31 protein-coding genes and 1 pseudogene are annotated in these 26508 nt (G+C 67.2%); 18 read left to right on the top strand and 14 right to left on the bottom strand.

Annotated features, from left to right (window positions below; all coding sequences use genetic code 11):
* Positions 1-50: 50 nt before the first annotated feature.
* Genes ACZ6TD_RS23710 through ACZ6TD_RS23700 form a run of 3 tightly spaced genes read right to left on the bottom strand, consistent with a single transcriptional unit; the run spans position 51 to position 3165 of the window.
* Positions 51-332, bottom strand: a complete 282-nt coding sequence (locus ACZ6TD_RS23710) for a hypothetical protein (RefSeq protein WP_471357245.1) — start codon at positions 330-332, stop codon at positions 51-53.
* Between the two features lie 26 nt (positions 333-358).
* The gene (locus tag ACZ6TD_RS23705) at positions 359-1696 is read right to left on the bottom strand and encodes a TRAP transporter large permease subunit (protein ID WP_471357242.1); all 1338 of its coding nucleotides are present in this window, start codon (positions 1694-1696) and stop codon (positions 359-361) included.
* Positions 1693-3165, bottom strand: coding sequence for an RraA family protein (locus tag ACZ6TD_RS23700; protein ID WP_471357240.1), 1473 nt, complete (start codon positions 3163-3165; stop codon positions 1693-1695). The genes ACZ6TD_RS23705 and ACZ6TD_RS23700 overlap by 4 nt, the downstream gene beginning before the upstream one ends.
* Before the next feature lie 290 nt (positions 3166-3455).
* On the opposite strand from ACZ6TD_RS23700, the gene ACZ6TD_RS23695 reads away from it, so the two are divergent.
* Positions 3456-4190, top strand: a complete 735-nt coding sequence (locus ACZ6TD_RS23695) for a hypothetical protein (RefSeq protein WP_471357237.1) — start codon at positions 3456-3458, stop codon at positions 4188-4190.
* Here the strand turns inward: ACZ6TD_RS23695 and ACZ6TD_RS23690 are convergent.
* Positions 4187-4321, bottom strand: coding sequence for a hypothetical protein (locus ACZ6TD_RS23690; protein WP_471357235.1), 135 nt, complete (start codon positions 4319-4321; stop codon positions 4187-4189). The two genes, ACZ6TD_RS23695 and ACZ6TD_RS23690, sit on opposite strands and share 4 nt — an antisense overlap.
* A gap of 260 nt (positions 4322-4581) precedes the next feature.
* On the opposite strand from ACZ6TD_RS23690, the gene ACZ6TD_RS23685 reads away from it, so the two are divergent.
* Complete coding sequence (locus tag ACZ6TD_RS23685; RefSeq protein WP_471357232.1) at positions 4582-5571, top strand: S66 peptidase family protein; 990 nt, start codon at positions 4582-4584, stop codon at positions 5569-5571.
* Positions 5572-5622: 51 nt separating this feature from the next.
* On the opposite strand, the pseudogene ACZ6TD_RS23680 reads toward ACZ6TD_RS23685, so the two are convergent.
* The 4 genes and pseudogenes from ACZ6TD_RS23680 to ACZ6TD_RS23665 all read right to left on the bottom strand — a co-directional run.
* Positions 5623-5826, bottom strand: a pseudogene (locus ACZ6TD_RS23680) (amino acid transporter); the annotation flags it as partial.
* A gap of 167 nt (positions 5827-5993) precedes the next feature.
* Complete coding sequence (locus ACZ6TD_RS23675) at positions 5994-6785, bottom strand: ABC transporter permease (RefSeq protein WP_471357230.1); 792 nt, start codon at positions 6783-6785, stop codon at positions 5994-5996.
* Entirely contained in the window at positions 6782-7744 is a 963-nt protein-coding gene (locus tag ACZ6TD_RS23670; protein ID WP_471357228.1) for an ATP-binding cassette domain-containing protein, read from the bottom strand. The genes ACZ6TD_RS23675 and ACZ6TD_RS23670 overlap by 4 nt, the downstream gene beginning before the upstream one ends.
* Before the next feature lie 43 nt (positions 7745-7787).
* Complete coding sequence (locus ACZ6TD_RS23665; protein WP_471357226.1) at positions 7788-8450, bottom strand: DUF4097 family beta strand repeat-containing protein; 663 nt, start codon at positions 8448-8450, stop codon at positions 7788-7790.
* A gap of 222 nt (positions 8451-8672) precedes the next feature.
* Here ACZ6TD_RS23665 and ACZ6TD_RS23660 point away from each other — a divergent pair, with 222 nt between their 5' ends.
* Positions 8673-9431 carry a helix-turn-helix domain-containing protein gene (locus tag ACZ6TD_RS23660; RefSeq protein WP_471357224.1) on the top strand — a complete coding sequence of 253 codons (759 nt, stop codon included), beginning with the start codon at positions 8673-8675 and terminating at the stop codon, positions 9429-9431.
* 426 nt (positions 9432-9857) lie between these two features.
* A complete protein-coding gene (locus ACZ6TD_RS23655) occupies positions 9858-10502 on the top strand; it encodes a LysE family translocator (RefSeq protein ID WP_471357222.1) in 645 nt (214 codons plus the stop codon).
* Positions 10503-11119: 617 nt separating this feature from the next.
* Here the strand turns inward: ACZ6TD_RS23655 and ACZ6TD_RS23650 are convergent.
* Together ACZ6TD_RS23650 and ACZ6TD_RS23645 are read right to left on the bottom strand one after the other, a co-directional pair.
* Positions 11120-11416 carry a hypothetical protein gene (locus ACZ6TD_RS23650; RefSeq protein WP_471357220.1) on the bottom strand — a complete coding sequence of 99 codons (297 nt, stop codon included), beginning with the start codon at positions 11414-11416 and terminating at the stop codon, positions 11120-11122.
* Positions 11417-11501: 85 nt separating this feature from the next.
* Positions 11502-11855 (bottom strand): hypothetical protein, encoded by a 354-nt coding sequence (locus ACZ6TD_RS23645; RefSeq protein ID WP_020869785.1) that lies wholly within the window; start codon positions 11853-11855, stop codon positions 11502-11504.
* A gap of 715 nt (positions 11856-12570) precedes the next feature.
* Here ACZ6TD_RS23645 and ACZ6TD_RS23640 point away from each other — a divergent pair.
* The 3 genes from ACZ6TD_RS23640 (at position 12571) to ACZ6TD_RS23630 (ending at position 16707) form a co-directional block, all read left to right on the top strand.
* Positions 12571-13836, top strand: a complete 1266-nt coding sequence (locus ACZ6TD_RS23640) for a hypothetical protein (protein ID WP_471357217.1) — start codon at positions 12571-12573, stop codon at positions 13834-13836.
* Between the two features lie 179 nt (positions 13837-14015).
* On the top strand, positions 14016-15131 hold the full coding sequence (locus ACZ6TD_RS23635) for a tyrosine-type recombinase/integrase (RefSeq protein ID WP_471357982.1): 1116 nt from the start codon (positions 14016-14018) through the stop codon (positions 15129-15131).
* A 478-nt stretch (positions 15132-15609) separates the two neighbouring features.
* Positions 15610-16707: a hypothetical protein gene (locus ACZ6TD_RS23630; RefSeq protein ID WP_471357215.1), complete on the top strand. Its 1098-nt coding sequence runs from the start codon at positions 15610-15612 to the stop codon at positions 16705-16707.
* Positions 16708-16956: 249 nt separating this feature from the next.
* On the opposite strand, the gene ACZ6TD_RS23625 is transcribed toward ACZ6TD_RS23630, so the two are convergent.
* The 4 genes from ACZ6TD_RS23625 to ACZ6TD_RS23610 form a co-directional block, all read right to left on the bottom strand.
* Complete coding sequence (locus tag ACZ6TD_RS23625; protein WP_471357214.1) at positions 16957-17400, bottom strand: hypothetical protein; 444 nt, start codon at positions 17398-17400, stop codon at positions 16957-16959.
* A gap of 471 nt (positions 17401-17871) precedes the next feature.
* On the bottom strand, positions 17872-18285 hold the full coding sequence (locus ACZ6TD_RS23620) for a hypothetical protein (protein WP_471357211.1): 414 nt from the start codon (positions 18283-18285) through the stop codon (positions 17872-17874).
* Positions 18279-18707 carry an ATP-binding protein gene (locus ACZ6TD_RS23615; RefSeq protein ID WP_471357209.1) on the bottom strand — a complete coding sequence of 143 codons (429 nt, stop codon included), beginning with the start codon at positions 18705-18707 and terminating at the stop codon, positions 18279-18281. The genes ACZ6TD_RS23620 and ACZ6TD_RS23615 overlap by 7 nt, the downstream gene beginning before the upstream one ends.
* Before the next feature lie 45 nt (positions 18708-18752).
* Positions 18753-19160: an NUDIX hydrolase gene (locus tag ACZ6TD_RS23610; protein WP_471357979.1), complete on the bottom strand. Its 408-nt coding sequence runs from the start codon at positions 19158-19160 to the stop codon at positions 18753-18755.
* Positions 19161-19271: 111 nt separating this feature from the next.
* On the opposite strand from ACZ6TD_RS23610, the gene ACZ6TD_RS23605 reads away from it, so the two are divergent.
* The 11 genes from ACZ6TD_RS23605 to ACZ6TD_RS23555 all read left to right on the top strand — a co-directional run bounded on the left by ACZ6TD_RS23605 (position 19272) and on the right by ACZ6TD_RS23555 (position 26497).
* The gene (locus ACZ6TD_RS23605) at positions 19272-20057 is read left to right on the top strand and encodes a GntR family transcriptional regulator (protein ID WP_413808615.1); all 786 of its coding nucleotides are present in this window, start codon (positions 19272-19274) and stop codon (positions 20055-20057) included.
* A gap of 184 nt (positions 20058-20241) precedes the next feature.
* Complete coding sequence (locus ACZ6TD_RS23600; RefSeq protein WP_030836282.1) at positions 20242-20592, top strand: SCO3933 family regulatory protein; 351 nt, start codon at positions 20242-20244, stop codon at positions 20590-20592.
* A gap of 5 nt (positions 20593-20597) precedes the next feature.
* Entirely contained in the window at positions 20598-21974 is a 1377-nt protein-coding gene (locus tag ACZ6TD_RS23595) for an FtsK/SpoIIIE domain-containing protein (protein WP_471357205.1), read from the top strand.
* 81 nt (positions 21975-22055) lie between these two features.
* A complete protein-coding gene (locus tag ACZ6TD_RS23590; RefSeq protein ID WP_471357203.1) occupies positions 22056-22265 on the top strand; it encodes a hypothetical protein in 210 nt (69 codons plus the stop codon).
* 24 nt (positions 22266-22289) lie between these two features.
* On the top strand, positions 22290-22916 hold the full coding sequence (locus ACZ6TD_RS23585; protein ID WP_471357200.1) for a DUF2637 domain-containing protein: 627 nt from the start codon (positions 22290-22292) through the stop codon (positions 22914-22916).
* Positions 22917-22927: 11 nt separating this feature from the next.
* Complete coding sequence (locus ACZ6TD_RS23580; RefSeq protein ID WP_037954184.1) at positions 22928-23113, top strand: mobile element transfer protein; 186 nt, start codon at positions 22928-22930, stop codon at positions 23111-23113.
* 13 nt (positions 23114-23126) lie between these two features.
* Positions 23127-23321, top strand: a complete 195-nt coding sequence (locus ACZ6TD_RS23575) for a hypothetical protein (RefSeq protein WP_086884260.1) — start codon at positions 23127-23129, stop codon at positions 23319-23321.
* A gap of 24 nt (positions 23322-23345) precedes the next feature.
* Complete coding sequence (locus tag ACZ6TD_RS23570; RefSeq protein ID WP_471357198.1) at positions 23346-23642, top strand: hypothetical protein; 297 nt, start codon at positions 23346-23348, stop codon at positions 23640-23642.
* 164 nt (positions 23643-23806) lie between these two features.
* On the top strand, positions 23807-25114 hold the full coding sequence (locus ACZ6TD_RS23565; RefSeq protein ID WP_471357195.1) for a replication initiator: 1308 nt from the start codon (positions 23807-23809) through the stop codon (positions 25112-25114).
* Positions 25107-25319 carry an excisionase family DNA-binding protein gene (locus tag ACZ6TD_RS23560; RefSeq protein WP_471357193.1) on the top strand — a complete coding sequence of 71 codons (213 nt, stop codon included), beginning with the start codon at positions 25107-25109 and terminating at the stop codon, positions 25317-25319. The genes ACZ6TD_RS23565 and ACZ6TD_RS23560 overlap by 8 nt, the downstream gene beginning before the upstream one ends.
* Entirely contained in the window at positions 25319-26497 is a 1179-nt protein-coding gene (locus tag ACZ6TD_RS23555) for a tyrosine-type recombinase/integrase (protein ID WP_471357191.1), read from the top strand. Before ACZ6TD_RS23560 ends, ACZ6TD_RS23555 begins: the two co-directional genes overlap by 1 nt.
* Positions 26498-26508 lie beyond the last annotated feature (11 nt).

The raw sequence follows: 26508 nt of genomic DNA, 5'->3' as shown, positions 1-26508 counted from the left end.
GCGTGGTCCGCACAAGATCCACCCGGAGCGGTACGTCCGATTCGGTCCGCTTATTCCGGCTGCGACGCGGTCTCGGCGGGCCGAGCCTCGGGGGTGGCGGCCGCGACCGGTTCCGGGTCGCCGGGACGGGCGTACGACAGGACGTAGGCGAGCAGGCCGGTGATGCCTGCGGTGATGAACGTCGGGGGCCCGGCGGTGGTTGCGACCCCGTTGACCCAGGCGGCGTCGCCGAGAGCCAGCCCCAGCGTCTGGCCCGCGACGATGCAGACGCCGCCGAGCAGGAAGCCGAGGACGCCGAGACGGAAGAGGATCTTGATCAGGTGGGTGGGCATGGCACGACCTCGTGTGGAAGGGCGGATCAGACGGGCAGCACGCCGGTGGCCACCGCGGCGCCGATCAGGAGGATCGGCAGGCAGTAGTAGCCGACGAGGGGAGCGAAGGTGCGGGCCGGATTGACTCCGGCGATGCCGCTGGCCACGTAGATCGGGGCTCCGGACGGCGGCGAGGCGCCCTCGGTGGAGGCGAAGATCAGCACGGCGACGCAGGCGGTGGCGGCCGGCACTCCGGCCTCGGCCAGGGACGAGACGGCGACCGGGCCGATGGCGGCCATGGTGGCGCTGGCGGTGAGCGGGATGGCGACGGCGACGACGATCACCCCCACGATCAAGGTCATGGCCCACTTCGGTGCGTGCAACTGCGTCAGCACGTCGGTGAGCTGTTGCGGCAGGCCCAGGTCGCCGAGGACGTTCGAGGCGGAGAACGCGGCCACGATCGTGACGCCGATGACACCGAATTGCGGCGCGGCCCCCTCCAGCAGGTGCCACCACCCGCGCCCGGTGCGGGGCAACCGGCGGCGGCCCAGGAACAGCACGATCGCGATGAGCAGGACCGGTATCCAGGTGATCAGGCTGATCGCGTCCGACATCGTGGCACCGACGTAACGGCCCAGCTCGCCACCGGTCGGTCCGCGGGTCAGCAACAAGGGAACGATCATCCCGGCGAACAGGAACAGGCTGGTCCACCCCGCGCCCAGGCTGGCCCGGAGCGGCAACAGATCGGCGCGGTCCATGGGCTGGATCTTGTGGCGGCGGACCATCCAGAACGCCGCCAGCAGGCGGTAGCCCAGACACCACAGCCCGCCCAGGAACAGCGGCAGCACGATCTCGTCCTTGGAGACCAGCGCCGCCACCCCGGCCGAGCCCATCAGGATGAACATGGTGGAGCTGAACGGGAAGGTGACGCCCATGCCCGCGCCACCGGCGGCGACGGTGGCGGCGAGTTCACCGCTGACCTTGGAGCGCTTCATCCACGGGATGGTCACCGAGCCGACGGCGGCGGTGACGGCCGCTCCGACGTGGGCGATGGCGCCGAAGACGCCCGCGGCGACGGTCGAGGTGTACACCGGTCCGCCCCGCAGCCGGCCGAGCAGCGAGTTGAGGATGTTCAGCAACTGATCCAGGACCGGCGTACGGCTCAGCAAGTAGCTCATGAACACGAAAGCGAGGGCGGCGAACGTGACCTCCTCCTGCATCGCTTCGGCGAACCCGTGCCACATGACGTGAGCGATGTCGCCGCCTGCGAACAGGCCGGTCACCACGAATCCGACAAGGAGGGCTTCGCCGATGTTCCTCTTCAGTACGGCGTTCCAGACGATGATGGCCGTCATGTAGGAGACCAGGGCCCATATCGCGATCATGCTGCTTCTCCTGCGGGTTCTTCTGCGGGTCCGCCCGCGGGTGCTCCTGCCGGTCCGCCGGCGGCCTGTCCGGCCCGCTCGGCCTGTTCGTGCCTGTTGTCGCCTCGCCCGGCCCGGATGTCGCCGCGGCGGCGCGCCTCGTCGGCCTCGATCTCACGCGCCGCGACCAGCGTCGACTCCGCCTCTTCGGCGGGAAGGACGGCGATCCCGTCGCCGTCCGCGACGACCAGGTCACCGGGCCCGCACACCGCGCCCCCGACGGCGACGGCGACGTTCACCCTGCCGGGGCCGTCCTTGTAGGGGCCGGCGGGGGTGACCGCGCGCGCCCAGACCGGGAAGCCGATCTCTTCAAGGACCTCCACGTCGCGGGCGGCGCCATCGAGCACCATACCGACCACCCCGCGAGCCTTGGCGCGCTCGGCCATCAGCTCGCCGATCAGGGCGCGGGAAGTGTCACCCTGACCGTCGACCACGATCAGGTCACCGGGCCCGGCGATCCGCAGCGCCTCGTGGATGGCCCGGTTGTCCCCGGCCCGCGTCAGCACCGTCACCGCCCGGCCCACCGCACGGGCACCGGCCCACAGCGGGCTGATTCCGGAGTCGACCAGACCCAGCCGGTCGCGCGCATCGCCGATGTTGGCAGTCGGCAGCCCCTCGTAGGCCGCCAGCAACTCCTCGGTCACCAGCGGCGCGGCGCGCAGCCCGGCCGGGCGGGCGGCGAGGGTGTGCAGCCTGCTGATGTCGCGGGCCAAGGCCGCGTCCAGGCCGAGATCCGCCATCAGGTCGGCTGCGGCGGCCACCTCGCCGGACCGACGTAGCCCGTGCTTAAACGTTCCTGCATACAACCGTTCCAACGTGGCCTCGCCGTCGGTCAGCTCCCGCGCGATCTGCTGGCGTACCCACTCCTCATCCCCGGCGGCACGGCCGGCTTCCACCGTCTGCACGATGATGGCGCCCAGCCCCTTCATGAAGAGGCTGCGCAGCAGCTTGCGGGCCGACGCCGCCCCCGGCTCCCCGCCCAGGTCCTCCACGGGCGCACCCAGCGCTCGGAAGTGTTCCGCCACTACCGGGGCTCCGCGGCCGCTGACCACCAGAGCCGTACGGTGGCGGTACTTGGGAACCGAACCGATCACGGACACATCCGCGAAGACCGCCCGCCCGCCCTCGGTGACGACGCCGTCGATCGCCCGCTTGAGCTCCGGCGCCCCGGCGTTCATGTCCGCGAAGACGGCACCGTCCCGCAGATGCGGCGCCGCCTCCGCCGCCACCGACGCGGCCGCTTTGGCTCCCGTCAGCCCCAGCACAAGATCGGCCCCGCCAACCGCGTCCGCCGCACTGCCCGCCCGCCTGACGCCGACCGGCGTCGGCACGTCGCCGGGGTCATATCCCGCCACGGACCAGCCGCTTTCCGCGAAACCTGCGGCGTACAACGCCCCGGCCTCGCCCAGCCCAAGGATCCCTACACGCATCGACACCCTCATGTTTCTCGTAGAGTGATAAGTTTTCTCATGAACGGTGGGAGGATGTTGCCTACGTGTGAACTCCGAGTCAAGGGTTGAGCGCGAACCAGTCGGCCGGAGCCCGGCTCTCCCTCTCGGGCGAATGCCCCGTCGAGTCCGCGATCCGACGCTCGCGGTCGCGCGACGACCTCAACGCGTACCCGCGCGCGGCATCTCTGCGGCAGGGAACCGCGGCCGCGAGGCCGGATAGAGTCCGGGCCATCGCGTTGCGGCTGTTGTGCACGAGGGTGAGGCGTCTCATGGGGCGAAAGATGTGGCTGGCGGATCCGGGCGAGCGGATCCAGTCCGGGCACACGGCGGACAAGGACAAGGGGAGCGAGCCGGAGGACGGCGCCTTGTACTGCGAGATACGGATGTGGGAGGGCCGCCAGGCGCCCGACGGGACCGACCTCGTACGGACCGTCGCCTACCCGGAGCGGCCGCTGCCCCCGGGCGGGCTGGACGAGTACCAGAAGGCACGTAAGCAGGGCAGCCGCTCCATCGTCCTGTGGGCCGACCCTCACCGGGAGCGGAAGCTGGCGGCGGTGGTCACCAGGACGGCGTCCAAGGGCCGCCCGGCGGCGTACGACGTGGTGGACGAGTCCGGGGCGCCGCTCGGCTCGATCGTCCGTGAACCGGCCGCGAGGGGCGGGCGGGTCAGGACCCGCTGGGTCGTACAGCAGACCGGCCGCCCAGCCGCCGTGGGACACAAGGGGCACCCCTTCTGGTGGGTCGTGTGGTGGCTGATCTGGCCCGTACAGCTGACCCTCGCCTTCCTGAGCGTCTTGGGGGGCGGCGGCGCGGCGCGGACACCGCGGCGCACGAAGTGGCGGATCGACGGCGAGACCGTCTTGGACTGGCACGACGGCGGCGACGAGTTCCAGCTGTCCCTCCTTGCCGACTGGTGGGATGAGCGGCTGATCGCCGCCCTGGTCGCGCTGGAGGAGAGCCACGAGAGCTGGCTGGGCGACGCGTGGGACAACGTCTCGCACTAGGCGGTTTCGCTGCCGCGGATTTGCACCCAGGGGTCGGCGTCGTTGTTGCTGTAGCGGTAGATGTTCCCGGACGCGTTGGTCGAGGGCTCCCTTCCTGTTTGACCGCTGGCCCGGTCTGCGGGAAACGACATGACCAGAAGAGGTTCCTTCTCACGGGTGAAGTACCCGGACGCCGTTGACGGTCGTGTCCTATTGCCCGACCGGCAGCCGCCGTTGGCCCGCCCTCCGCCGTGCGGATACCCCGGCCCCTGGCAAGCACGTAAGGAGCCGTCGCGGCGGTCGGTGGGCCCAGCCGGGGTTTCGGGGCTTGACTTGATCACTTGGGGGAGGCGGAATACCGGCGGCGCGGGCCTTGTTGCTCGCCATTATTGATCTCCAAGGAGGAGGCTGCATGCCTGCGGTCCTTCGGCCCCGCGCGCTACGTTCCGGCGACCTCGTAGTCGTTACGGCGCCCTCGGGCCAGCTTGAGCCGGGTGAGGAACCACTGCTCGCCCGCGGTGTGGCGATACTCGAGCGGATGGGTTTCCGCGTGCGGGTCAGCCCGATGGTCAACCCCGCGCAGAATCGCTGGTGGGCGTCGGGCACTCCGGCGGAGCAGGCCGACGAACTGAATGTTTTGCTCCGGGACCCGGAGGTGCGGGCCATCGTCGCGCATACCGGTGGACAGGCGACCATCGGCTATCTCGATTTGATCGATCTGGACGCGATCCGGGCCGACCCGAAACCGATTCTCGGCTACAGCGATATCTCGCTGCTGCACATGGCGTTGTACGCCAAGACCGGCCTCGTCGGCTTTCACGCCGACATCGCCACCCACGGTTTCGGCAGCGATTGGTACACGCTGGGCGACGAGGCCCGTCGCTCCGAGCTCGTCGACCTCTACACCCGTGTGCTCACCAAGGCCGAGGCGCCGGGCGTGCTGCCGGCCGGGGGGGCTTGGGAAACCTGGCGGCCGGGCCGCGCGCAGGGACCGCTGTTCGGCGGTTTGCTGAACCGCCTGGTCCTCCTGCAGGCGACACCGTTCGCGCCGGCCGCCGAACGGTTCGAGGGCGCCGTGTTGTTCTGGGAGGAGCTGCAGCGGCCGGTCTCGCGGATCTGGAACGACCTGCATACCCTGCGGCTGTCCGGTGTGCTGGACCGGATCGCGGGCATGGTGGTCGGCATCCCGACCGAGGTCACGCCCCACGATGGCGGCGGAGACCGCGCGGGTCTACGCGACGTGGTGCTCGATGTCCTGGCGCAGCGTGACATCCCGGTCCTCGCCCAGGTCGACTTCGGCCACACCTCGCCCAACTTGCCGCTGCCCATCGGCGTCCGCGCACACGTGGACGCGGACAACCGGACGCTGTCCCTGCTCGAGTCGGCGGTCGCGGACAGCTGAGTTCTGTCGGACATTGGCGTGAGCCCGGAGGGCTGAGACCCGTCGTGTTCCGCTCCTGGTGAGCGTGACCAGGAAGCCCGTCGCCGCGAACCCTTGCAGCGTCAGAACGAAGAGCTTGCCCTGCCAGAACGACAGCAGCCGCTCCAGCATCGCGATCGACCCCTCGCCGTGCGGGCTCTCCTTGGCCACCCGCCGGTACACCGGCAGCGCCCCCGCCAGGGTCACGGCCACCAGGACGAGGGTGGCGATGGGGAGGGCAGGGCATGCGGCCCCGGCTGGCGCTTGGCCATATCGGTCAGACCTTCGAGCTGGCCCCCGGCCGAGGGCGGGGATGCCGAAGGGGCGGCGTCCGCGACATGGTGTCGGTGGACGCCGCCCCGGGCGGGACGAGGTGCGGGAGGTGGCCCGCGGGCGCATGCCGGTTACTTCGGGTCGCGCTTGAACGACGCCGTCGACCAGCGGTAGCCGAGCGCGGTCAGGCCGATGGACCAGGCGAGGGCGAGCCATCCGTTGTGGCCGATTTCGGTGCCGAGCAGCAGACCGCGCAGGGTTTCGATGGCCGGGGTGAACGGCTGGTACTCGGCGATGGGCTGGAACCAGCCCGGGATCGAGTCGATCGGGATGAAGGCGCTGGAGATGAGCGGCAGGAGGATCAGCGGCATCGCGCTGTTGCTGGCGGCTTCGGCGTTCGGGCTGGCCATGCCCATCCCGACCGCGATCCAGGTGAGGGCCAGGGCGAAGAGCACCAGCAGTCCGAACGCCGCGAGCCACTCCAGGGCGGTGGCGTCTGTGGAGCGGAAGCCGATGGCCACGGCGATGGTGCCGACCAGGACCACACTGGCGATGGACTGCAGCACGCTGCCGATGACGTGCCCGATGAGCACGGATCCGCGGTGGATGGCCATGGTGCGGAAGCGGGCGACGATCCCCTCGGACATGTCGGTGGCGACGGACACCGCGGCCCCGATGACAGTGGAACCGATGGTCATCAGCAGGATGCCGGGGACGACGTAGGCGATGTAGTCGGAGCGGTCGGCGCCGCTGCCGGCGATGCCCGCGCTCATCGTGTCGCCGAAGAGGTAGACGAAGAGCAGAAGCAGCATGACCGGTGTGAGCAGCAGGTTCAGGGTCAGCGACGGGTAGCGGCGGGCGTGCAGGAGGTTGCGGCGCAGCATCGTGGCCGAGTCGCGGACGGCAAGCGAGAGGGCGCTCATCGGACGTTCTCCTTGGGCTCGTTGTTCTGGGCGGGCACGGTGGAGCCGGTCAGGGCGAAGAACACGTCGTCGAGGTCGGGAGTGTGCACGGTCAGCTCGTCGGCCTCGACGCCGACCGAGTCCAGCCAGTCGAGAACGGAGCGCAGTTCGCGCTGGCTGCCGTCGCTGGGGATCTGCAGCGACAGCGCCTCGTCGTCCCGAGTCACCTCGCGCAGGGCGACGGAGGCGGACTGGTAGGCGGCCGGGTCGGCGAAGCGCAGCCGTACATGCCCGCCGGGGATGAGCCGCTTCAGCTCGTCGGCGCTTCCCTCCGCGGCGATCTTGCCGTCGCTCAGCACCGCGATGCGGTCGGCGAGTTCGTCGGCCTCGTCGAGGTACTGGGTGGTGAGGAAGACGGTGACGCCGTCGGAGACCAACGCGCGGATGATGCCCCACATGGTGTGGCGGCTGCGCGGGTCCAGACCGGTGGTCGGCTCGTCGAGGAAGATGATCCGCGGGCTGCCGACCAGCGTCATGGCGATGTCAAGGCGGCGCCTCATCCCGCCGGAGTAGCTGGCGGCGGGCTTCTTCGCGGCCTCGACCAGGTCGAACCGCTCCAGCAGCTCGGTGGCGACCCGTCGCCCCTCGCGCTTGGAGAGATGGTGCAGGTCCGCCATGAGGAGCATGTTCTCCTCACCGGTGATCAGCCCGTCGACAGCGGAGAACTGCCCGGTGACACCGATCGCGGCCCGCACCGCCTGCGGGTCGGCGGCGAGGTCGTGGCCGGCGACGTGCAGCTCGCCGCCGTCGGCACTGATGAGAGTGGAGAGGATCTTGACGGCGGTGGTCTTGCCGGCGCCGTTCGGTCCGAGCAGGGAGAAGACCGTGCCGGCCGGCACCGCCAGGTCGATGGCGTCGAGGACGACCTTGTCGCCGTAGGACTTGCGCAGCCCGTTCGCCGCGATGGCCAAGCTGGTCATGAGGGGCGCTCCTTCTGGAAGCCGCGGATCGGAGGCTGCGGGGTCAGAGGCTGCGGGCGGCGATGTCGCCCTGGGAGGTGGTCGCGTGGATGTCGAGTTCGGCGGTGCCGTGGTTCCTGAGGCTGTTGGTGACGCGGCCGTAGGAGGTACCGGCGTCCAGGGAGGCCGAGACGCCGGCGGCGGCGGTGACCGAGATGTCGCCCTGCTGGGTGCTCAGCACGACCTTGCCGCGCACGGCCTCGGCGATCCGGATGTCGCCCCTCGCGGTGCTGATCTCCGCGGGTCCGTTGAGCCGGCCGACCTCGACGTCGCCGTCGACCGCGGTGAGGCGGACACTCGCGGCCTCATCGATCTTGATCTGGCGGTACGCGCCGTCGAAGGCGATGTCGCCGAGGCGGCCGACGACCCGGAACTCGGTGCTCACCGCCTTCGCCTCGACCCGGGAACCGGCGGGCAGCTGGACGGTCACCTCGATGGATCCGGAGGGGCCGAGGTACTGGTTCTTCACCGGGACCTCGATCCGCAGGGCCCCGTCGGCGTATCCGACGGTGGTCTGCTCCGCCGCCTTCACATCGCGGCTCTTCGAGGCGTTGGTGGGCCGGACCTCGACCGCGGTGTCGGCGCGATCGGCGGCGATGATCTGGACGCGCCCCGAGGGGATGTCCAGAACGGCGGCGATCGGGGCGGGGGTCTCGAACTTTCGCATCGTGCTCTCCTTGCGACTCGTTGTTTCCGACATGGGAAAAGCTACGTTGCGTTCATGAAGTTGGCAACGAAGACGTTGCATAAAAACCACGTTGTCGCAGCTAAAACCTCAATAATCGTTGCGATGGTCCTGAATGTAATGCAACGTGAGCTCCCCCGTACGTTGCAATGGAATGCGCGTGAACGCTATGCTGGGGCATCGGACAACACGAAGGAGGGCGCGATGCCGGGCGGCAGGCTCACCCAGAAGGACCGTCAGCAGATCGCGCTGGGGCTGGCCGACAACCTCCCCTACGCCGAGATCGCCCGCCGTCTGGAGCGTCCGACCTCGACGGTCACGCGTGAGGTGATGCGCAACGGCGGCCCCACCGGCTACCGCGCCGACCTGGCCCACCGCGCCACCGAGCGCCGCGCCCACCGGCGCAAGCCCGCCTCGTCCCGGGGAGTGGAGCCGGCCACCCTGCCACATGGCCGCGACCCCGAGGCCGTGGCCGAGTACGAAGAGCGATTCACCACCGTCATGATGCAATCGGGCCTGTCCAACAAGATGATGGCGCGGGTGATGGTCTGCCTCCTCACCACCGACTCCGGCAGCATGACCGCCGCTGAACTGGTCCAGCGCCTTCAGGTCAGCCCGGCGTCCATCTCCAAATCGATCGCCTTCCTGGAGAGCCAGTCCCTCGTCCGCAGGGAACGCGACGAACGCCGCCGGGAGCGCTACGTCATCGACGACAACCTCTGGTACCAGTCGATGGCCGCCAGCGTCCGCGCCCTCACCCAGCAGGTCGAGATCTCACGCCAGGGCGTCGGCATCCTCGGCCCCGGCACCCCGGCCGCCATCCGCCTGGAGAACGTCGCCCGGTTCCTCGACTTTGTCGCCGAAAGCCTCGCCCGCGCCACGGAACAGGCCCGCGACATCCTCTACATGAGCGCCGAAGCGACCGCGGACAGCCCAGCCGCACCAAGCCCGGACCGCGGATAGCCATGCCGTGAACCGACGCTGCCCATCGCCTCTCCGTAGGGGCCTTGGCCCGCATCTATACCGCGATAGAGCGTTGGTCCTCCACTCGCGCCGCTGTCCGCCCCGCGCGAATCGCAGTGGCTTCCTCAGGGGTGAGATCGTAGGCGGCGAACTGCTTGTCGGTGTACCGCTGGATGCGACCGAGCGAGTCGGCGAACATGCGTTACGGCGCTGAACGAGACGGAAACTGAGACGGATGTGTCGGCTGTCGTTGATGTCGTCGGCGGGCTGGAGCGGGGTCGGGGGTGCAGGAAGATACCGAGCGGCAAGGCCGTATCCTGCAGTAGGCGAGGAAGGCGCTGCTGATGCGTCGTAGCAGTCCGTTGCAGCCGGGCGACTCCGCACTCCGGGTACCAGGTACTCGACGAACGACCAGGAGGTTGACCGGTGATCACTCTGGCCGCAGTGGGAGGAGTGGCACTGGTCGAACTGGGCATGGCCCTGACTCCGGGACCGAACATGATCCACCTCGCCTCCCGCGCGATCACCCAAGGCCGCAGGGCGGGCCTGGTCAGCCTCAGCGGGACCGCCGTGGGATTCGTGTGCTATCTGCTGGCCGCGGCTGCGGGCCTGTCCGCGTTGTTCGCCGCCGTGCCGATGGCGTTCACGGTGGTCAAGCTCGCCGGGGCCGCCTACCTGGCCTACCTCGCCTGGGGCATGCTCAAGCCCGGCGGCCGCTCGCCCTTCGCCCCGGCCCAGGACCTGCCTCCGGTCTCCGACGCCCGCCTGTTCTCGATGGGGCTGCTGACCAACCTGCTCAACCCCAAGATCGCTCTTATGTATGCCGCCCTACTGCCCCAGTTCCTGGACCCACAGGCAGGTCCGGCCTGGGGGCAACTGCTCCAGCTCGGTAGTGTGCAGATCATCGTGGGGATCTCCGTGAACGCTCTGATCATGCTGGGCGCAGCACGGGTGTCAGGGTTTCTGGCCGCCCGGCCCCGCGTCATGGCCGCCCAGCGGTTCACGGCAGGCGGCTTGCTCGGCGCCTTCGCGCTGCGCACCGCCCTGTCCCGCACTCCCGTCTCCACCTGAGCCAGGCCCGCGTGCCTGTGACACCGGTCCTGCTGTGAGCGCCGATACGGGGACGTTGATGGCGCCCGCGGCTGTCAGAATTTACCCCTGCCCAGCGCAGACCGCCCCAGCTTCCGTCCCGTACGCCGTCGACCCACACACCGTGGAGCGGGTGTGGTTCAGGGGCGTCAAGGTGGAGCGCGCCACTGTACGAACGACCTTGACGCCCCTGGGCCGCGTCTGCTCGGCTCTGCCTGGGTCGATGGTGTGCGGGACGGAAGCCCCACCACTTGTCACCACCTCCGGACTTGCAGTCGGCGACGGTGCCCCGATGCTCCCGGTGCCGGCCGATCCCCATCCGGAGGCATCGTCTTGTGCCCGCGGATGGCATCCGTCGCTGCCCGCTTGCACGTAGCGCGCCGCCGGGCGCGGCCAGCCGGGGCGCAGACAGGAGTTCCGTGCCGACCGGCAGAAGGTCGCTGAGCAGGGCGGCGCGGGGGCTTCTGGTGCGGATCTGACGGAAAACGCTTAGCGCGGTCTGGACAACAAACAAGGCCCGGGTCGCCGACCTGGGCCTTCGTCGTGGAGCGGGTGGCGGGAATCGAACCCGCGCTCTGAGCTTGGGAATCACGTGGTGATCACGGCTGAGTACGCTGCTGACCAGCGCAAACGAGGGCTGACGGCAAGCCGCCGACCTTTCGCAGTTCCCGGCATTGACCGCTGTTGACTGCCGTATCTGGTGCGCTTCTGATGCGGGGGACGCTAGCCGAGCCATGTGACGCGGTGATCACAACAAGTTCGAGCCGTTCCAGGGCCATGAACATGAGAAAGCCCCGCCCTCCGAAAATGTCCTGTGTCCGCAGACCTCCGCCGTGCGGGTTTCCGCGCCCGACATCGACCGCGTCGCGGCCCAGGACCGTCAGCTGCTCGGCCAAGCGCTCTACCTCGGCCACGACTTCGTGCGGCAGCCGTCTACGACATGCTCGGCATCGGGGTCGTAGTCCCACGTCCAGTTATCGCTCACGCGGAGATCTCGCGCTGCGCCAAGTCTGTGATCTGTCGCATCTCGGCGAGTGCTGAACGCAGGGCCTCGCGGTCCATTGCTCCTTCCGCTACAGCTTCCAATTCACGCAGGCGGGCCGCTCGCGCGGGGTAGCGCTCGATGGCAACGAATTCTCCCCACCACAGCAGGAAGGTACGCAGCGGAGCGATGGTGCTCTGAGTGGCGGCTTGTTCGACCGCGCGGTCGAGGTGCTCGACGAAGGAAGGCAACTGGGCGGGGGCGATCTGGGCGACGGCTGCGCGGAGCGCTGCCGGAGTGAGCGCCGGCATGGGGATCAGGGGCCCGTCGGGGGCAGAGGGCTGCTCGGTCATCGGAACGTCTCCTGGGCGGCGGTCTGCGTGATCATCGTGAGCCTGGCCGTTGTTGCGGACGCTGGGCTGAGCCTACGCCCGCGGCCTGACCTCGGGTGTGACACGCACGGCGTGACCACCGCCTTACAGGTTCGATCACGCCTAGCTAGGCCCGAGCCAGACCGGGCCTGACTGGTGGACGGATGGGGGTCTCGGTACACCGGCTGCCGCTGACGTCCGTCACCGTTGATGTCACTTGGTGATGTCAGAACTTCAGCCGAGCCTGCGGCAGTCGGCGCCAAGCCATCCCCACAGGCCGATTCCTTTTGGGGGCCACCTGCCAGCACCATCATGGACAGCGGATCACTGCTCTATCTGGTGCGCCCTGCTCTTGCTCTCAACTGCTCGATCATTGAGTTCTTCCAACTGGAAGGTGATCGGCGATCACCATTAGCCGTAGTGGTTGCTCCGCTGCCGTACAGGCGGTCCGCCGGTCAGCGCAAGCGTCGGCGCAGTGACGGCGGCTGCGGATGTGTGGGGGTATGACCACCGAGAAGAGGCAAGGCAGACCGCCGCGTCTTGCCTGCTCGGGTTCCGCCACTGTTCCACGGTCGTTCTACGCGAGTGGGGGGGGAGTTGAGCGGGACGTTTGAGCTACCCCCCGTGCAAGCGCATAGTCTTGGGCCGACCAGTCGGCGTCAGCTGGCCCGGTACGAGACCTCGGATGTGAACCTCTGTGGCTGCGAATCCCTCCACTTCCGCCGATGCTTTCTTGGCTTGCTATGAGGCCATGCAGCGTGCGGTCTTGATCAAGCGCGTGAGTAAGTCGGACAAGGAATTTCACTTCCAGAACTGGGTCGGGGATCGCCTCACTGATGCCGGCCTCATGCACGACTCCATTGGGAGGAATAGCTACCCAGACTTCACGCTCGTGCATCACCCAGAAGGCTATGAGGTTAAAGGTCTCCAGTGGCCTGGAAGGGAAGCAGACTACGATAGCAACAGTCGAGTTCCCACCGGTCTACATAATGGTCGAACGGTCTACTACGTCTTCGGCCGATACCCGGCAAACTCTAGCGAAGCAGAGTATCCCGTGGTTGATTTGGTCATCTGCCATGGCGACTTCCTCAACGCCGATCACACATACGTCCACAAGAATAAAAGCTTCCGCGGATTCGGATCGTATGGCGATCTTCTAGTTCGCGACCGGAAGATGTATGTCGCCCCAACTCCATTCGCGCTGACCGAAGGCACCACTGGGCTCTTCGATAAGTGGCCCCGAGGAGGGTTGCCTGACGATGCGGTCTACCTGCGCACTGGAGATGCGTCACAAACCGACCTGCCTGACGCCTCGGTTGATCTAGTGATCACTGATCCACCGTATATGGATAACGTACATTACTCGGAGTTGGCTGATTTCTTTCACGCCTGGCTTCGGGAGATTGTGCCGTTCGAGCATTATCCGGTAACACGCGAGACCACCAGAAACATCAACGAAGTACAGAGTGCCTCACCTGATGAGTTCCAGAAGGCCATCGCTCGCGTCTGGCGTGAATGCGCTCGCGTGCTAAAGGTTGATGGTCTCCTTGCCTTCACCTTTCACCAAGCCAGGATTACAGGGTGGGTGGCACTTATGCGCGCTCTCGCGGATGCAGGGTTGGTAGTGACTGCCGTTCGCCCCGTCAAGGGTGAGATGACTACGAGCGTCACAAAGGGGGGAAAGGAGCCGTCGAATCTGGACTCGGTTGTGGTCTGCCGAAAGCGGTCGGGTGCAGCTCGCAACATGATGACTGATCCGCGAGCAGCCGCACACGCTGGCGAGCGTCTGCTGAGCGAACTGCAAGCCAGGGAGGTTTCGGTCGGAGCTGGCGATATCCGATCTGTAGTCCGCGGGTATGTACTTGCGACTTACACTGCAAATCCCGAAGGTGTTGATCTCTTGGCTACGGCTGCACTCGCAGATGAATTGGCGACAGAGTGCATCGGCCGCCTTGTTCCTTAGTGGACTCGTGAATTCCGCTGAGGTGGGGTATGCCCCTCCCAGTGCCGATACCGACCACCATCTGTTAACGACTCAGATCGTGCCACAGTTACACACCTCGCCAGCGCAGTTGCGAAGCGAGGCGGCGGCAGAGAAGCTGCAGGTGAGAGGGCTGCCGCCAAGCTGGCCGGCAGCAAGAGATCCGCAAGCTCCGCTCCGGGCGTTATCAGGCGCGCTATCTCGGCCCCGATGGTGTGGACTGTCCGGCGCCTGTCACCTTCGCCACGGCCAGGGAGGCAGACGACTGGCTGGCTGAGAGGCAGGCTGAGGTACGCAAGGGCGACTGGCAGGACCCGGACGCGGGGGCCGTCAACTTCGAGGAGTACGCCTTGCGGTGGGTTAAGGAGCGCGGGCTTTCCCCTACCACTGACGAGTTGTACCGGCGGCTTCTGCGGCTGCACGTCTTGCCGACCTTCCGGGCCTGGGACCTGGACGAGATCACCCCTCCGCGCGTTCGTACCTGGCGCGCTGAGCGGCTGGAGGCCGTGGGGGAGACGACCGTTGCGAAGTCGTACCGGCTGGTGAAAGCCATCCTGGAGACGGCCGTTGAGGACGAGTTGATCCGACGGAATCCTTGTCGGATTCGCGGCGCGGGGAAGGAATCGGCGAGTGAGCGTCCCATCGCAACGGTGGAGCAGGTGGATGCGCTCGCTGACGCCATGGGGCCTCGGTGGCGGCTGATGGTCTACATCGCTGCGTACGGCCCGGCTCGGCCTGAAGAGCAGGCGGAGATGCGGCGGCCTGACGTGGATCTCGAAACGGTCGGTGTGTGGGTGCGCCGGGCCGCTCCCGAGCTGACAACCGGCCGGCGGGTGGTGGGCGATACGAAGTCCGAGGCGGGGAAGCGGTTCATCGTGCTGCCCGGCTTCATGCGGAAGGACCTGGAGCGGCACGTGAAGTGGTTCGCCGAGAAGGAGCCGAACGGGCTGCTCTTCGTCGGCGAGAAGGGTGCTCCGTTCCGGCGGTCGGCGTTCGGGCGGAAGTGGCGACGGGCGAGGGCGAAAGTGGGGCTCCCCGACGACTTCCGTTTCTACGATCTTCGTCACACCGGACACACCCTCTCGACCCAATCCGGCGCGACGCTCAAGGACACCATGGTCCGTGCCGGCCAGTCCTCCGAGCGAGCCGCGCTGATCTACCAGCACTCCAACCTGGACCGTCAGAAGGAGGTCGCCGCTGCCCTCGACGCTCGCGTACGGGCACACCGTGAGGCGGCACAGACCTCATCGGGCACCCAACGGGCACGGAACGCCTAGAGAGGTCTAGACAACAAACAAGCCCCGGGCCGCTGGCCTGGGGCTTTGTGCTGGAGCGGGTGACGGGAATCGAACCCGCGCTCTGAGCTTGGGAATCACGGGGCGAATCGCTTGCAGTGTGGCTGTGACCTGTGGAAACTGTCGAATGGTTGGGCCTGTTACGCGTGCTGGACTGACCGCTGTTGACCGCTGTCTTCCGGGTGTTCTGGCACGCATCTGGCACGCCCGCTGCGGCGAAAGGTCTCGAGAGAGAGGGGAGCGATAGTGTAACCAGCTCACGTTGACGATTTCGTGAGACTGGCGACTGCACCGAGTGCCGACCCTAATCCAACTCCAGCGCCGCTGTCACCCTCTCGAGCCAGTCACGGCTCTCAGCTGATCCGAAATGAAGAGGCGTTTTGTGGACGTAATTGCGCGACTCGCACAGAACATTCATCAGATCACGCTTCGTCCGGCAACAGGGCTCACTACGATGACGATGAGCGACGGCTCCGAACACTTAGTTCCCCTCGGGTCATCTGCGGATGGCAAGCGCGTTAACATTGTCAGGTTGTGCTACGACCTGCGGCGCAACCTGTTGGAGATGGAAACTCTCGACGGCTGTTCGATGGAAATCGAGATGCCGAGACCCGGCCAAGTTCCCCCGATTAAAGGGCGTCCGATTATCTATCTCGATCAGTGTCACTGGAGCGCGCTTTCGAACCATCAATACAGGCCAGAAGTGGTTCCAGAAAGGGATAGAGCGGCTGCCGATAAAATTATCAGCATGGCCCTGAGTGGGGAAATAATCGTCCCCTTCTCGGCGGGTCATTTCCTTGAAACCTCTGCTTTGTGCGGCGTCAAGAGGGTGAATCTGGCTTCTACCATAATCCGCCTCAGCCGGGGGTGGATAATGCGTCACCCTGTGCGTATCCGGATGGGTGAGATAAGCGAGGTGCTCGCCGCGAAAGCAGGCGGGGTTCGCATGCCTGGCGAGGACCAGGTGTTCACATTGGATGCTACAGCTCTAATGAGAGATCGAAACGCACGGTTCACTGGGTCAGGTGACCTAATTGGACTCAGTCCCGTGATCGAGCAGCTTTCTGCGATGCAGACCCAGTATGACCTCCTCCTGGATCCAGGTCGTGTCGAGACTAGTCGAGGGTCAGAGTGGGAGGATTACCTCCGTGGCATCTCGCGAGACCCTGAATGGCGTGACTTCAACAAGGTTCGCAGACGGGAGGCGTCTGGAGGCCTGGCGCTCGTTGATGTCGTTCACGAGGTGATGGGCTTTGTGTCAGTCGGCCAAGTCGGCTTGACTCCTGAAGAGATAATAGAGGTACTAATTGATTCACTTACGGAAATGCCATTTCTCGGGCTCTATGCGAACGTGTTAAATGCCCGATTGTCAAAGTTTGAAGCCAAGTGGGAAGCGAATGACTTGGTTGACATGCTCTTCCTTACGAGCGCAGCGGCATACGCCGATGTGGTGGTTGGGGAAAGGGTGGCTACCAACTATCTGAATGACGCATGGGTGGGAAGAAGTCGTCCCTGCCCCGTGGTCAAGACCCTAAAGGATGCAGCGGATCGGTTGTAATTGGCAGATCGGTGAAAGCTCAGGATCGCATTAATTTAGTGGGGTGCCGCCTGGTGTGTGTCGGGAACCGTGCCGAGACAGATTTTGCTGGTCTCTTCCTTGTCGAGTTGAATCGCCGTAGCGTTTGTCCTATCCGAGTACGTGTAATTTAAAATTGTTATCCAATCCTGCGGGCGGCGGTATCCGTGACTGTCCATCGTTATTAGTGTCAGTCGTTGAGGCCAGCTTGCTGTGCCGATGCATGAAGCATCACCGCTTTTGCACTTGCTGTGAAACGGTCTCGCCGTGTCCCAGAGTGATCACCACGGTGACGTCAGATGCCTCCGCCTCGATGCTCGAAGCGTCTATGGCCCAATGGAGCCGGGAATGTCCTTCTATCCTGTGGGGAAGGGCTGGGCCTGAGTCGTAGTCCTCCAGTCGATGATGCGTACCATTCAGCATCACTCGCTCTGAGTAGATCCAGATCGATGCGACTTCAGTGTCTTCCCGGCCGGTGTTTCTGAGGGACACACAGACGGCTCGGACCGTTGCACCTGCGCGATGGGCAAGATGATCTGTGAACAGGACGTGCAAGGCAATGTTCGGCCTGGCTCTCTGTACTTCGCGTTTAGCCAGGCGTGCCTGCGACAGACTGATCACTACGGCAACGATCGAAACCATAAGGCTGGCTATCGAAAGAACCAGGGACATCATGGTCGGTATCTTGGCAGCTCAGAGGGTTGGGTCAGGACGGAACAGGCAAAGTGGACCACTGTCTTAACCCACCGCTCACCCTCAGCTCCCATCCCGTCTGCCGTCGACCCACACACCGTGGAGCGGGCGTGGTTCCTGGCGTCCAGGTGGAGCGCGCCACTGTACGAACGACCTGGACGCCAGGGACCACGTCTGCTCGGCTCTGCCTGGGTCGACGGCAGACGGGATGGGAGCTCCCCGCGCACGCCACCGATGACTGGCACTCGCGTATGGCGCCCCGTCCATCCCGGATCCTGAGCGCCCCCGCCGGAGGCATCAATCTTTAAGGGTAAGCGGCTGATTGCTGTGTGCGCGGCGCGGGCGGCGGTCGGGCTGGAGCGGGGCGGAGACAGGAGCGGCGGCCCGGCCGGGGGCCGGGCTGCGCGCGGTGAGCGGAGCGAGCCGCCTTGAACCCGTAGAGAAGGTTGTAACTCAGTGGTCGTTGGCCTGGTGTCGGGCGATCTTGTGGGTGGTGGGGCAGGTGAACTGTTCGGCGCATGCCGGAAGGCGTCGGGACTCGCGGTGGGCCAGGGGTAAGAAGATGACCGGTCGGAGGATCCATGCGATGTGCGTGTCTTGCTGGGTGAGGGCGAACGTGGCTGCTTGCCCGTTGGTGAGGGCGTCTTCGGCTTCCTTGTGGCTGTAGGTGATCCAGTCCCATGCCTCGTGGGCTGTTTCGCGGTCGAGTGCTGAGGCGATGGTTCGCACGGTGACGCTGACCCAACCGGTGGCCTCGCTGGGGCTGTCGGTTTCGATGGAGGCGAGCAGGACCGAGCGGGGTCCTGTGGCTGGTGAACGCGTCCAGCATTCGCACCAGAAGCCGGGTCGCAGTAGGGGCCTCAGCATGTGGTGACTCCTGCCTGCTCGGGTGCTACGAGTTGGGCGGTGACGGTGCGGCCGTGCTGGCTGCCGGTGATGTCCAGGCGGCGGGCGAGTGCCATGACGATGGTTAATCCGCGGCCGTGGGTGTCGTCCGGGTCTGCCTCCGTGTGGCGGGGTTCTTCGGGGTGGCCTCCCTCGTCGGTGACGGAGATCGCGACGGTGCGGGGTGAGAGGGACAGCGTGAGCTGGAAGGTGCCGTAGGGGCTACCGCTTGCCGTGTGGGTGAGGGCGTTGCTGCCGAGTTCGCTCACGATCAATTCGGCGTCGTCTGCGCAGGGGTGGTTACTGAGGATGTCGCGGGTCCAGCGGCGGGCGCGGGTGACTTCTTCTCGGGATCCTGGGCACATCAGGCCCCAAACTCGCGGAGCACTCATATACTCGTCCATACAAGTTCCTTCGTGCTGGTAGGGGCTATGGGTCGTGGGTGCGTGCTAGATGAGTCGTACGCCGTCGTGGGCGCGGATGGCCGGCGGGGATGTGTTGTCGAGTGCGTCCAGGACGCGGATCGCGTATGCCTCGTCGGCGAGCTCGGTGATCTCGTCGCGGGTGGCCCAGCGCAGGGCGCGGGTTTCCGCTCCGGTGGTCGGGGTGCCGTCGATGGCCTCGCAGCGGAAGACCAGGGAGACGATCAGGCCGGTCATGTTCTTGTAGACGCCGGTGAGGGTCGCGGGAAGCGCGATCTTGATGCCGGTCTCTTCGAGGACTTCGCGCTGAAGCGCGTCGGGGATGGTTTCCTCGCGTTCGAGCACGCCGCCGGGCGGTTCCCACTTACCGTTATCGCGTCGCTTGATCAGCAGCGCACGGCCCGCGTCGTCGACGATGACTCCGGCGACGCTCACGGAGTGCGGGCGCTCAGTGCTCACGTTCCTCGGCCCTCTCGGCTGGCTAGGCTCTCCACCGTAGCAATTCGAGTCAGCCGCTCGTCTAGATACCTAAAGGAGTATGTGCACATGCCTTCTCTGACTTCCGTCCTGGGTGTATTGGACCCGACGAGCGACCGGGCGGTGTTCCGGCAGATCGCTGACGCGCTGCGGGAAGCGATCGACAAGGGACGCTTCCGGGAGGGTGACAAGCTGCCGTCGGAGACTGAGCTGGTCGAGCACTTCGGTGTCTCGCGGATGACCGTCCGCAACGCCCTGTCGCTGCTCCAGCAAGAGGGTCTGGCCGTGTCCGAGCATGGCAAGGGGGTCTTCGTGCGGCCTCGGCCGCCTGTGCGGCGGCTGGCTTCGGACCGGTTCGCGCGGCGGCATCGGGATCAGGGGAAGGCTGCCTTCACTGTGGAGGCGGAGGCTGCGGGAAGTCGCCCGGAGGTGGACAGCCTGGAGGTGAAGGAGGAGCGGCCTTCGCCCGACATCTCTGCTCGGCTGGGCTCGCCTCGTAAGGTGCTGGCCCGGCGGCGCCGGTATCTGCTGGACGGGCGGCCGGTGGAGTTCGCCACCTCGTATCTGCCGTTGGATCTTGCGCGGAACACTCCGATCGCGCAGCCCAACCCCGGCCCTGGTGGCATCTACGCCCGGCTGGAGGAGATGGGGCACCGCCTGGACCACTTCGATGAGGAGATTCGGGCCCGGATGCCTTCTCCCGCCGAGGTGCGCACGCTCCAGCTCGCCTCGGGGGTTCCGGTGATCCATCTCGTCCGGACTGCCTACGACAGCGAGGGGCGGGCGGTGGAGGTGTGTGACACCGTGATGGCCGCCGACGCGTACGTCCTCGCCTACCAGCTGCCTGCCAACTGACGCATGGCCGGGGCGTGGTGGCCCCGGGCTGCTTCTTCTGACTCGTACGAACGAAGACGCATACTCGTATAGACGAGTGGGCAAGCTGTGTGGCATGGTGGTCCCCGTTCCCGTTCGTTCGGGTTCAGAGACCGCAACTCATCTACACAACTAGGTGCGTTGTTCGTGAGAGAAGGAGAAGTAGTTGCGTTCCATCCGAGTTGAGACCTCCGGTGCCACGGTTCTGCTGACCGAGGCGCCGGAGCCGAAGGTGAAGGACCGGCAGACCGGCGAGATCGCCAAGGACGCACAGAGCGGCGAGACGTTGATGCGGCTTGGCGTCGTCTACATCGACGGCGGGGAGTCCTCGCTGCTTCAGGTCACTGTGCCGGAGAGCGGCGTGACGGAGGGGCTGGCGCTCGGTTCGCCGGTCACGCTGATCGGGCTGATCGCCCGGCCCTGGGACACCGTATTCAACGGGCAGCAGCGTCACGGCATCGCCTTCCGGGCCGAGGCCATCGCCCCGGCCGCCATATCGGTCGGTGCGGGGGCCTGAACCTGATGGCTGACGTGATGACGCTGATGGAGGTGGGTGGTCCGGCCGCCGGAATGGTCGGCGGGGCCGCCTACCTCCGGGCCCGGCACCCGGCCGCCTACTGGTCCACCGTCGGGATGCCCATCTCGACTGCCCGGCTGCTGGGGTCGTACGGGTCCGTGATGGACGCGTGCGGGCTGACCGTTCCGCCGTCGCGCCTGCGGGCCTGGGCGGTGCAGGCGTTCACGCATCGGGAGGTCCGGCCGGTGCCCCCGCGTCGGGGCCTGATCCGGCCTACATCGACCGGGCTGCGGGTCCGGCTGCGGCTGGCGCCAGGGCAGGAACCTGCCGACGTGGCCGCCTCGGCCGAACGGCTGCGGCATGCCTGGGGCGTTCACGGCGCCTACGTGGAGGAGATCAAACCGGGCGTGGTCGAGTTGCGGCTGATCGGCTTCGATGTGCTCCGGAAGGTCCGGATGCCTCGCAAGACCGGCGGCGGCTTCCTGAAGGTGCCGGTGGCGCTGCGAGAGGACGCGACGCCGTTCGTCCGGGACTACCGGGCCATCCCGCACCAACTGACGCTAGGCGCCACGTTGTCGGGCAAATCAATGTTCCTGCGACACCTCATAGCCGGGCTCGCTCGGCAACCGGTCGCGCTGGTCGGGATTGACTGCAAGCGGGGTGTCGAGCTGGCGCCGTTCGCTCCACGGCTCTCGGCGCTGGCAACTGATCCTTTGCAGGCGGCGGAGCTGCTGCCTGTGCTGGTCGGGCTGATGGAGGACCGGTACGACCTGATCAAGGCCCGGCAGGGCATCGCTCCCAGCACGCCGGATGAGGAGATCACCTCTGACATCTGGGGCTTGCCGGAGGAGGAGCGACCGGTGCCGGTGGTGCTGCTTGTGGACGAGGTGGCCGAACTGTTCCTCGTCGCCACGCGGAAGGACGAGGAGCGGCGGGATGAGATGGTCACTCAGCTCATCAGGCTCGCCCAACTCGGCCGCGCGGCAGGCATCTACCTGGAGGTGTGCGGGCAGCGGTTCGGCGCCGAGCTGGGCAAGGGGGCGACGATGCTGCGGGCTCAGCTGACCGGCCGGGTCTGCCACCGCGTGAACGATGAAGCCTCCGCCAAGATGGCGCTTGGGGACATCGCCCCCGAAGCGGTCGGCGCGGCCTGCGCTATCGCCCCAGAGCGGCCCGGCCTCGCGGTCGCCGGGGACACGTCCGGCGGTTGGTCCCGCATCCGCACGCCCCATCTCTCGCTCGCCGACGCTGCGGCCGTCTGCCGTGACCATGCCCATCTCGTGCCAGACCTGCCCGCGCTCGAACCGTTCCGGCCGGACGTGCCGGCCCTTCCGGTGAGCGCTCCAACCTCGCTGCTCAAGCCGCTTCCGGCCGCCGAGTAATGCACCCCATCTGACGGTTGGCGGGACCGCATCGCGCCGTGTCCCTACCCCCGCCATGCCTGAAACCGAAAGGGAGTCCCTGTGTCCCGACCCACCATCTCCGAAGTCTCCGTGCTCCTTGCCGACCTGGCCGACTTCCGCACACGCGGGGCCGGGAGCAACGCCGAGCTGATGAACCGCAAAGCGGACCTGTTGGAGCGCATCGCCGCTGCCCAGCCCGATGACGTTGAGGCCGCTGAGGTCGCCGCTGCCGCTCGCGCCCGTGCCGACGAGCTCACGGCGGGCGGCTGACCGAACCGGAAGGAGTCCCTACCCATGCGCGCTCATCTGGCGCGGGTTGACGCGGTGCTCGTGCAAGCGGCCATCGCTGCCGCGCTCTCCTTCGCCCACCTGCATGACCTGGCCTCGGCGGCCGGACAGGACGGGTGGAAGGCGTGGGCCTATCCGGTGTCCGTCGACCTGTTGCTTGTGGCGGCCTGGAAGCGGCTCCGGTCGGGGGCGTCCAAGGCTGCGGGCTGGTGCTGGTTCGTCGTCGCCCTGGCTGCGTCGCTCGGGGCGAACGTCGCCACCGCCGGGCTGCTCGACCTGGCCGACGTACCGGACTGGCTGCGCATCCTTGTCGCCGGATGGCCTGCTATTGCCTTCCTCGGCGGCACGCTCCTCGCCCACACCGCACCAACGCCCGAAACGGCATCGGTCGCCGCCGAACATGCCGAAGCCGTACCGGTCCCGGCCGCACCGGAAACCGCGGCGCCTCCTGCTGCCCCGGAACCTGAGCCGAAGCAGCCTGCGCCGCACGTTCCGGCCGCGCTTGTCGCCCACGCGCGCAAGCTCGCCGACGACCATCACGCCCGTACCGGCTCGCCCATCGACACCGACACCTTGCGCGCCCGCCTCGGCGTCCCGGCGCCACTGGCCGACGCCATCGCATCCCGCCTCTGAAGGAGTCCTCCATGCTCCGCCGCTTCCGCAACGTCGCCCGTATCGGCCCGGTCCGGGTCGGCACTGCCAACGATCAGCGCGGCCGGGTGAAGCACACCGCCGTGTGCACCGCCCCCCGTTGCGACTTCTCCGCCGACTACGACACCCGCGCCGCCGCCGAACTGGCCGCCCGTACGCACCGCTGCCCCGTCCGCTGAAAGGAGATCGCCCGTGACCGTCAGCCTGCCCCTGGTCCTCGTCCTCGGAGCCGTCGCCTGGATCGCGATCAAGTTCATGGGCGTCCGCCTGTGGGTCGCCGTCGTGATCGCGCTGTTCGGCTTCTGGCTCGCCCACACCGGCCTCGCGCCGTCCGTGGAGTCCGGTACGCGCTCCGGCGTCGACTCCGTCAACCGACAACACGACTAGACGAGTAGCTGAGAGGAGATCGCAATGTTCCGACCGAAGTACCCCGAAGCCCCCAAGCCGTCGATCGTCCACGTGCCCACCGCCGTCCCGGCGGCCCAGCACAGGCATGCCCCGGCCTGCTCCTGCCAGCACACCACCGCGCCTGCTCCAACTCGCCCGGCCGGGGTCTTGAGCGGGCTCAACGCCGGAACGGTCGGCGCCGTGGTCACGGTCGGCATCGTCCTGACGGCCCTGCTCGCCGCCGTCGCCGTGACGGCCGTCTCCGTCGCGGTGGCCGCCGTCGTCATGCGCTCGCTGCTGGCCAGCCAGCGCCGCCGCTAACCCCGCACGAACACGACTGCCGGGGCGGCCTCGATACCGCCAAGCATCCGCCGCCCCGGTAGCCCACCCCCTCCCGACCCAAGAGCCGAAAGAGGAGACCCATCATCACCCGAACCACCCCGCCACCGCTGCCCGAACTCCGCAGTCTGGCAGTCCTCGGTACCATGCCCGCGCTGCTGCGTCAGCTGTCCGGCCTCGGCGGCTGCACCAGCCCGATCCGCCTCGACGGTCACCGCACTGAACACCACGTGAACCGGGACACCGGCGAGATCGGCCGGGTCCTCCACCACCTGGACTCCACCGAACTGCCCGCTGGGCATCTGCTGGTCCGTTGCAACAACCGCCGTACCACCCGCTGTGCGGCCTGTGCCGAGACCTACCGCCGCGACACCTTCCACCTGATCACCGCCGGGCTGCGCGGCGGCAAAGGCACCCCGGAAACGGTCGCCAGCCACCCGCGCGTCTTCGCCACCTTCACTGCGCCCAGCTTCGGCCCGGTCCACAACCGCCCCAACGGCCCGGCTCGCACGATCCGCCCGTGCCGGTGTGGCGTCCGCCACGACCAGGACGACGACGCCATTGGTACGCCGCTCAACCCGGACAGCTACGACTACGAATCCGCGGTGCTCTGGAACGCTCACGCTGGCCTGCTGTGGCGGCGGTTCTCGATCTACCTGCGGCGGGAGGTCGCCAAGCGGGCCGGGCTCACGCAACGGGCCTTCCGCGAGCACGCCCGGCTGTCCTTCGCAAAGGTCGCCGAGTACCAGAAGCGCGGCGCTGTCCACTTCCACGCTGTGATCCGTATCGACGGTCCCGGCGGTGGTGACAGCCCGCCTCCGGGCTGGGCCACGGCCGAGCTGCTGGCTGATGCCATCCGTGCTGCCACAACCACCGCCACGACCAGGGCCCAGGTCGTCGGTCCCGTCATCGACGGCCGGGCCCACACCTTCGCCTTCGGCGGGCAACTCGACGTACGGCCCATTCGGGGAGCGGACTTCAACGGCGGCCAAGAGCTGACCGACCGGGCTGTTGCCGCGTACGTCGCCAAGTACGCCACCAAGGGCGCTGAGACCGCGACCGGAGCCCTGGACCGGCCGATACGGCTCATCGCCGAAGTCGCCCAGCTCGACATCAGCGAGCACGCCCGGCGTCTCGTCCGCACCGCTTGGGCTCTCGGGGCGCGGAAGGACCTGGAACACCTTCGGCTTCGTGCCTGGGCTCACATGCTCGGCTTCCGGGGCCACTTCTCCACCAAATCCCGCCGTTACTCCACCACCCTCGGCGCACTCCGCGACGCCCGCGCCGCCTGGCGACGTGCTCAGGCTGCGGCTGCCGACTCCGGCCCGGACGAGACCACGCTGGTCCTTGCCCACTGGGTCTACGCCGGTACCGGCCTCACCCCCGCTGAGGAATGGCTCACCGCCACCATCACCCCCGCCCCAGGAACAGAAGGAGAACCGACCCATGCGTGACCGGTACCTCAGCGTTGCTCAGGTGGCCGAGCTTCTGGGGACCACCCAGCGCTTCCCTCGACGGCTGGTCGCTGAGCGGCGCATCAAGTACGTGAAGGTGGGGCGCCATGTCCGCATCCCGGAGAGCGTCATTCAGGAGTACATCGACGCCAACACCGTGCGGCCGGTGCAGCCTCGGCGTCGTCACCTCCGGAGGGCTGTCTGATGGCCAACAGCAAAGGGAAGCGGCGTCGTTTCGGAGCGGTTCGCAAGCTCCCCTCCGGCCGCTTCCAGGCTCGCTATCCCGGCCCGGACGGGATCATGCGTCCGGCTCCGGTGACCTTCGAGACGACGGGCGACGCAGACGACTGGTTGGCGGAGAAACAGACCGAGCTGCGGAGGGGCGATTGGCAGGACCCGGACGCGGGCGCCGTCAACTTCGAGGAGTACGCCTTGCGGTGGGTGAAGGAGCGCGGCTTGTCGCCCACCACCGACGAGTTGTACCGGCGGCTTCTGCGGTTGCACATCTTGCCGACCTTTCGGGCCTGGGACCTGGACGAGATTACGCCTCCGCGCGTTCGTACCTGGCGTGCTGAGCGGCTGGAGACCGTGGGGGAGACGACTGTTGCGAAGTCGTACCGGTTGGTGAAAGCCATCCTGGAGACGGCCGTTGAGGACGAGCTGATCCGCCGGAATCCCTGCCAGATACGCGGAGCAGGGAAGGAGTCGGCAGGTGAACGTCCCATCGCCACCGTGGAGCAGGTGGATGCGCTCGCCGACGCCATGGGGCCTCGGTGGCGGCTGATGGTCTACATCGCCGCGTATGGCCCGGCTCGCCCTGAAGAGCAGGCGGAGATGCGGCGGCCTGACGTGGACCTTGAAACGGTCGGTGTGTGGGTCCGCCGGGCGGCTCCCGAGCTGACAACCGGCCGGCGGGTGGTGGGCGATACGAAGTCCGAGGCGGGGAAGCGGTTCATTGTGCTGCCCGGCTTCATGCGGAAGGACCTGGAGCGGCATGTGAAGTGGTTCGCGGAGAAGGAGCCGAACGGGCTGCTCTTCGTCGGCGAGAAGGGGGCGCCGTTCCGGCGGTCCTCCTTTGGGCGGAAGTGGCGACGGGCGAGAGCGAAAGTGGGGCTCCCCGACGACTTCCGTTTCTACGATCTTCGTCACACCGGACACACCCTCTCGACCCAATCCGGCGCGACGCTCAAGGACACCATGGTCCGTGCCGGCCAGTCGTCCACGCGGGCCGCGCTGATCTATCAGCACTCGACCCTGGAGCGTCAGAAAGAGGTGGCCGCCGGGATCGATGCCCGCGTTGCCGCCGACCGCCAGGCGGCCAAGGAGGCTGCTGAGGAGGGCGACGATCAGGCATCTGGCACGGATCTGGCACGAGATGCTTAGGGAGGTCTAGA

The organism is Streptomyces yongxingensis (assembly GCF_055597465.1).
The sequence above is the reverse complement of the archived record's forward strand: the minus strand, read 5'-3'. Positions and strand labels throughout refer to the sequence as shown.

Excerpts from the sequence above, each read along its gene's own strand:
- ACZ6TD_RS23670 (WP_471357228.1), bottom strand. The coding sequence starts at position 7,744 with ATGACCAGCTTGGCCATCGCGGCGAACGGGCTGCGCAAGTCCTACGGC.
- ACZ6TD_RS23700 (WP_471357240.1), bottom strand. The coding sequence starts at position 3,165 with ATGCGTGTAGGGATCCTTGGGCTGGGCGAGGCCGGGGCGTTGTACGCC.
- ACZ6TD_RS23695 (WP_471357237.1), top strand. The coding sequence starts at position 3,456 with ATGGGGCGAAAGATGTGGCTGGCGGATCCGGGCGAGCGGATCCAGTCC.
- ACZ6TD_RS23605 (WP_413808615.1), top strand. The coding sequence starts at position 19,272 with ATGCCTTCTCTGACTTCCGTCCTGGGTGTATTGGACCCGACGAGCGAC.
- ACZ6TD_RS23560 (WP_471357193.1), top strand. The coding sequence starts at position 25,107 with ATGCGTGACCGGTACCTCAGCGTTGCTCAGGTGGCCGAGCTTCTGGGG.
- ACZ6TD_RS23570 (WP_471357198.1), top strand. The coding sequence starts at position 23,346 with ATGTTCCGACCGAAGTACCCCGAAGCCCCCAAGCCGTCGATCGTCCAC.
- ACZ6TD_RS23630 (WP_471357215.1), top strand. The coding sequence starts at position 15,610 with ATGAGCGACGGCTCCGAACACTTAGTTCCCCTCGGGTCATCTGCGGAT.
- ACZ6TD_RS23690 (WP_471357235.1), bottom strand. The coding sequence starts at position 4,321 with ATGTCGTTTCCCGCAGACCGGGCCAGCGGTCAAACAGGAAGGGAGCCC.
- ACZ6TD_RS23675 (WP_471357230.1), bottom strand. The coding sequence starts at position 6,785 with ATGAGCGCCCTCTCGCTTGCCGTCCGCGACTCGGCCACGATGCTGCGC.
- ACZ6TD_RS23685 (WP_471357232.1), top strand. The coding sequence starts at position 4,582 with ATGCCTGCGGTCCTTCGGCCCCGCGCGCTACGTTCCGGCGACCTCGTA.
- ACZ6TD_RS23665 (WP_471357226.1), bottom strand. The coding sequence starts at position 8,450 with ATGCGAAAGTTCGAGACCCCCGCCCCGATCGCCGCCGTTCTGGACATC.
- ACZ6TD_RS23580 (WP_037954184.1), top strand. The coding sequence starts at position 22,928 with ATGCTCCGCCGCTTCCGCAACGTCGCCCGTATCGGCCCGGTCCGGGTC.
- ACZ6TD_RS23595 (WP_471357205.1), top strand. The coding sequence starts at position 20,598 with ATGGCTGACGTGATGACGCTGATGGAGGTGGGTGGTCCGGCCGCCGGA.
- ACZ6TD_RS23620 (WP_471357211.1), bottom strand. The coding sequence starts at position 18,285 with ATGCTGAGGCCCCTACTGCGACCCGGCTTCTGGTGCGAATGCTGGACG.
- ACZ6TD_RS23565 (WP_471357195.1), top strand. The coding sequence starts at position 23,807 with ATGCCCGCGCTGCTGCGTCAGCTGTCCGGCCTCGGCGGCTGCACCAGC.
- ACZ6TD_RS23660 (WP_471357224.1), top strand. The coding sequence starts at position 8,673 with ATGCCGGGCGGCAGGCTCACCCAGAAGGACCGTCAGCAGATCGCGCTG.
- ACZ6TD_RS23625 (WP_471357214.1), bottom strand. The coding sequence starts at position 17,400 with ATGATGTCCCTGGTTCTTTCGATAGCCAGCCTTATGGTTTCGATCGTT.
- ACZ6TD_RS23705 (WP_471357242.1), bottom strand. The coding sequence starts at position 1,696 with ATGATCGCGATATGGGCCCTGGTCTCCTACATGACGGCCATCATCGTC.
- ACZ6TD_RS23555 (WP_471357191.1), top strand. The coding sequence starts at position 25,319 with ATGGCCAACAGCAAAGGGAAGCGGCGTCGTTTCGGAGCGGTTCGCAAG.
- ACZ6TD_RS23615 (WP_471357209.1), bottom strand. The coding sequence starts at position 18,707 with ATGGACGAGTATATGAGTGCTCCGCGAGTTTGGGGCCTGATGTGCCCA.
- ACZ6TD_RS23645 (WP_020869785.1), bottom strand. The coding sequence starts at position 11,855 with ATGACCGAGCAGCCCTCTGCCCCCGACGGGCCCCTGATCCCCATGCCG.
- ACZ6TD_RS23710 (WP_471357245.1), bottom strand. The coding sequence starts at position 332 with ATGCCCACCCACCTGATCAAGATCCTCTTCCGTCTCGGCGTCCTCGGC.
- ACZ6TD_RS23585 (WP_471357200.1), top strand. The coding sequence starts at position 22,290 with ATGCGCGCTCATCTGGCGCGGGTTGACGCGGTGCTCGTGCAAGCGGCC.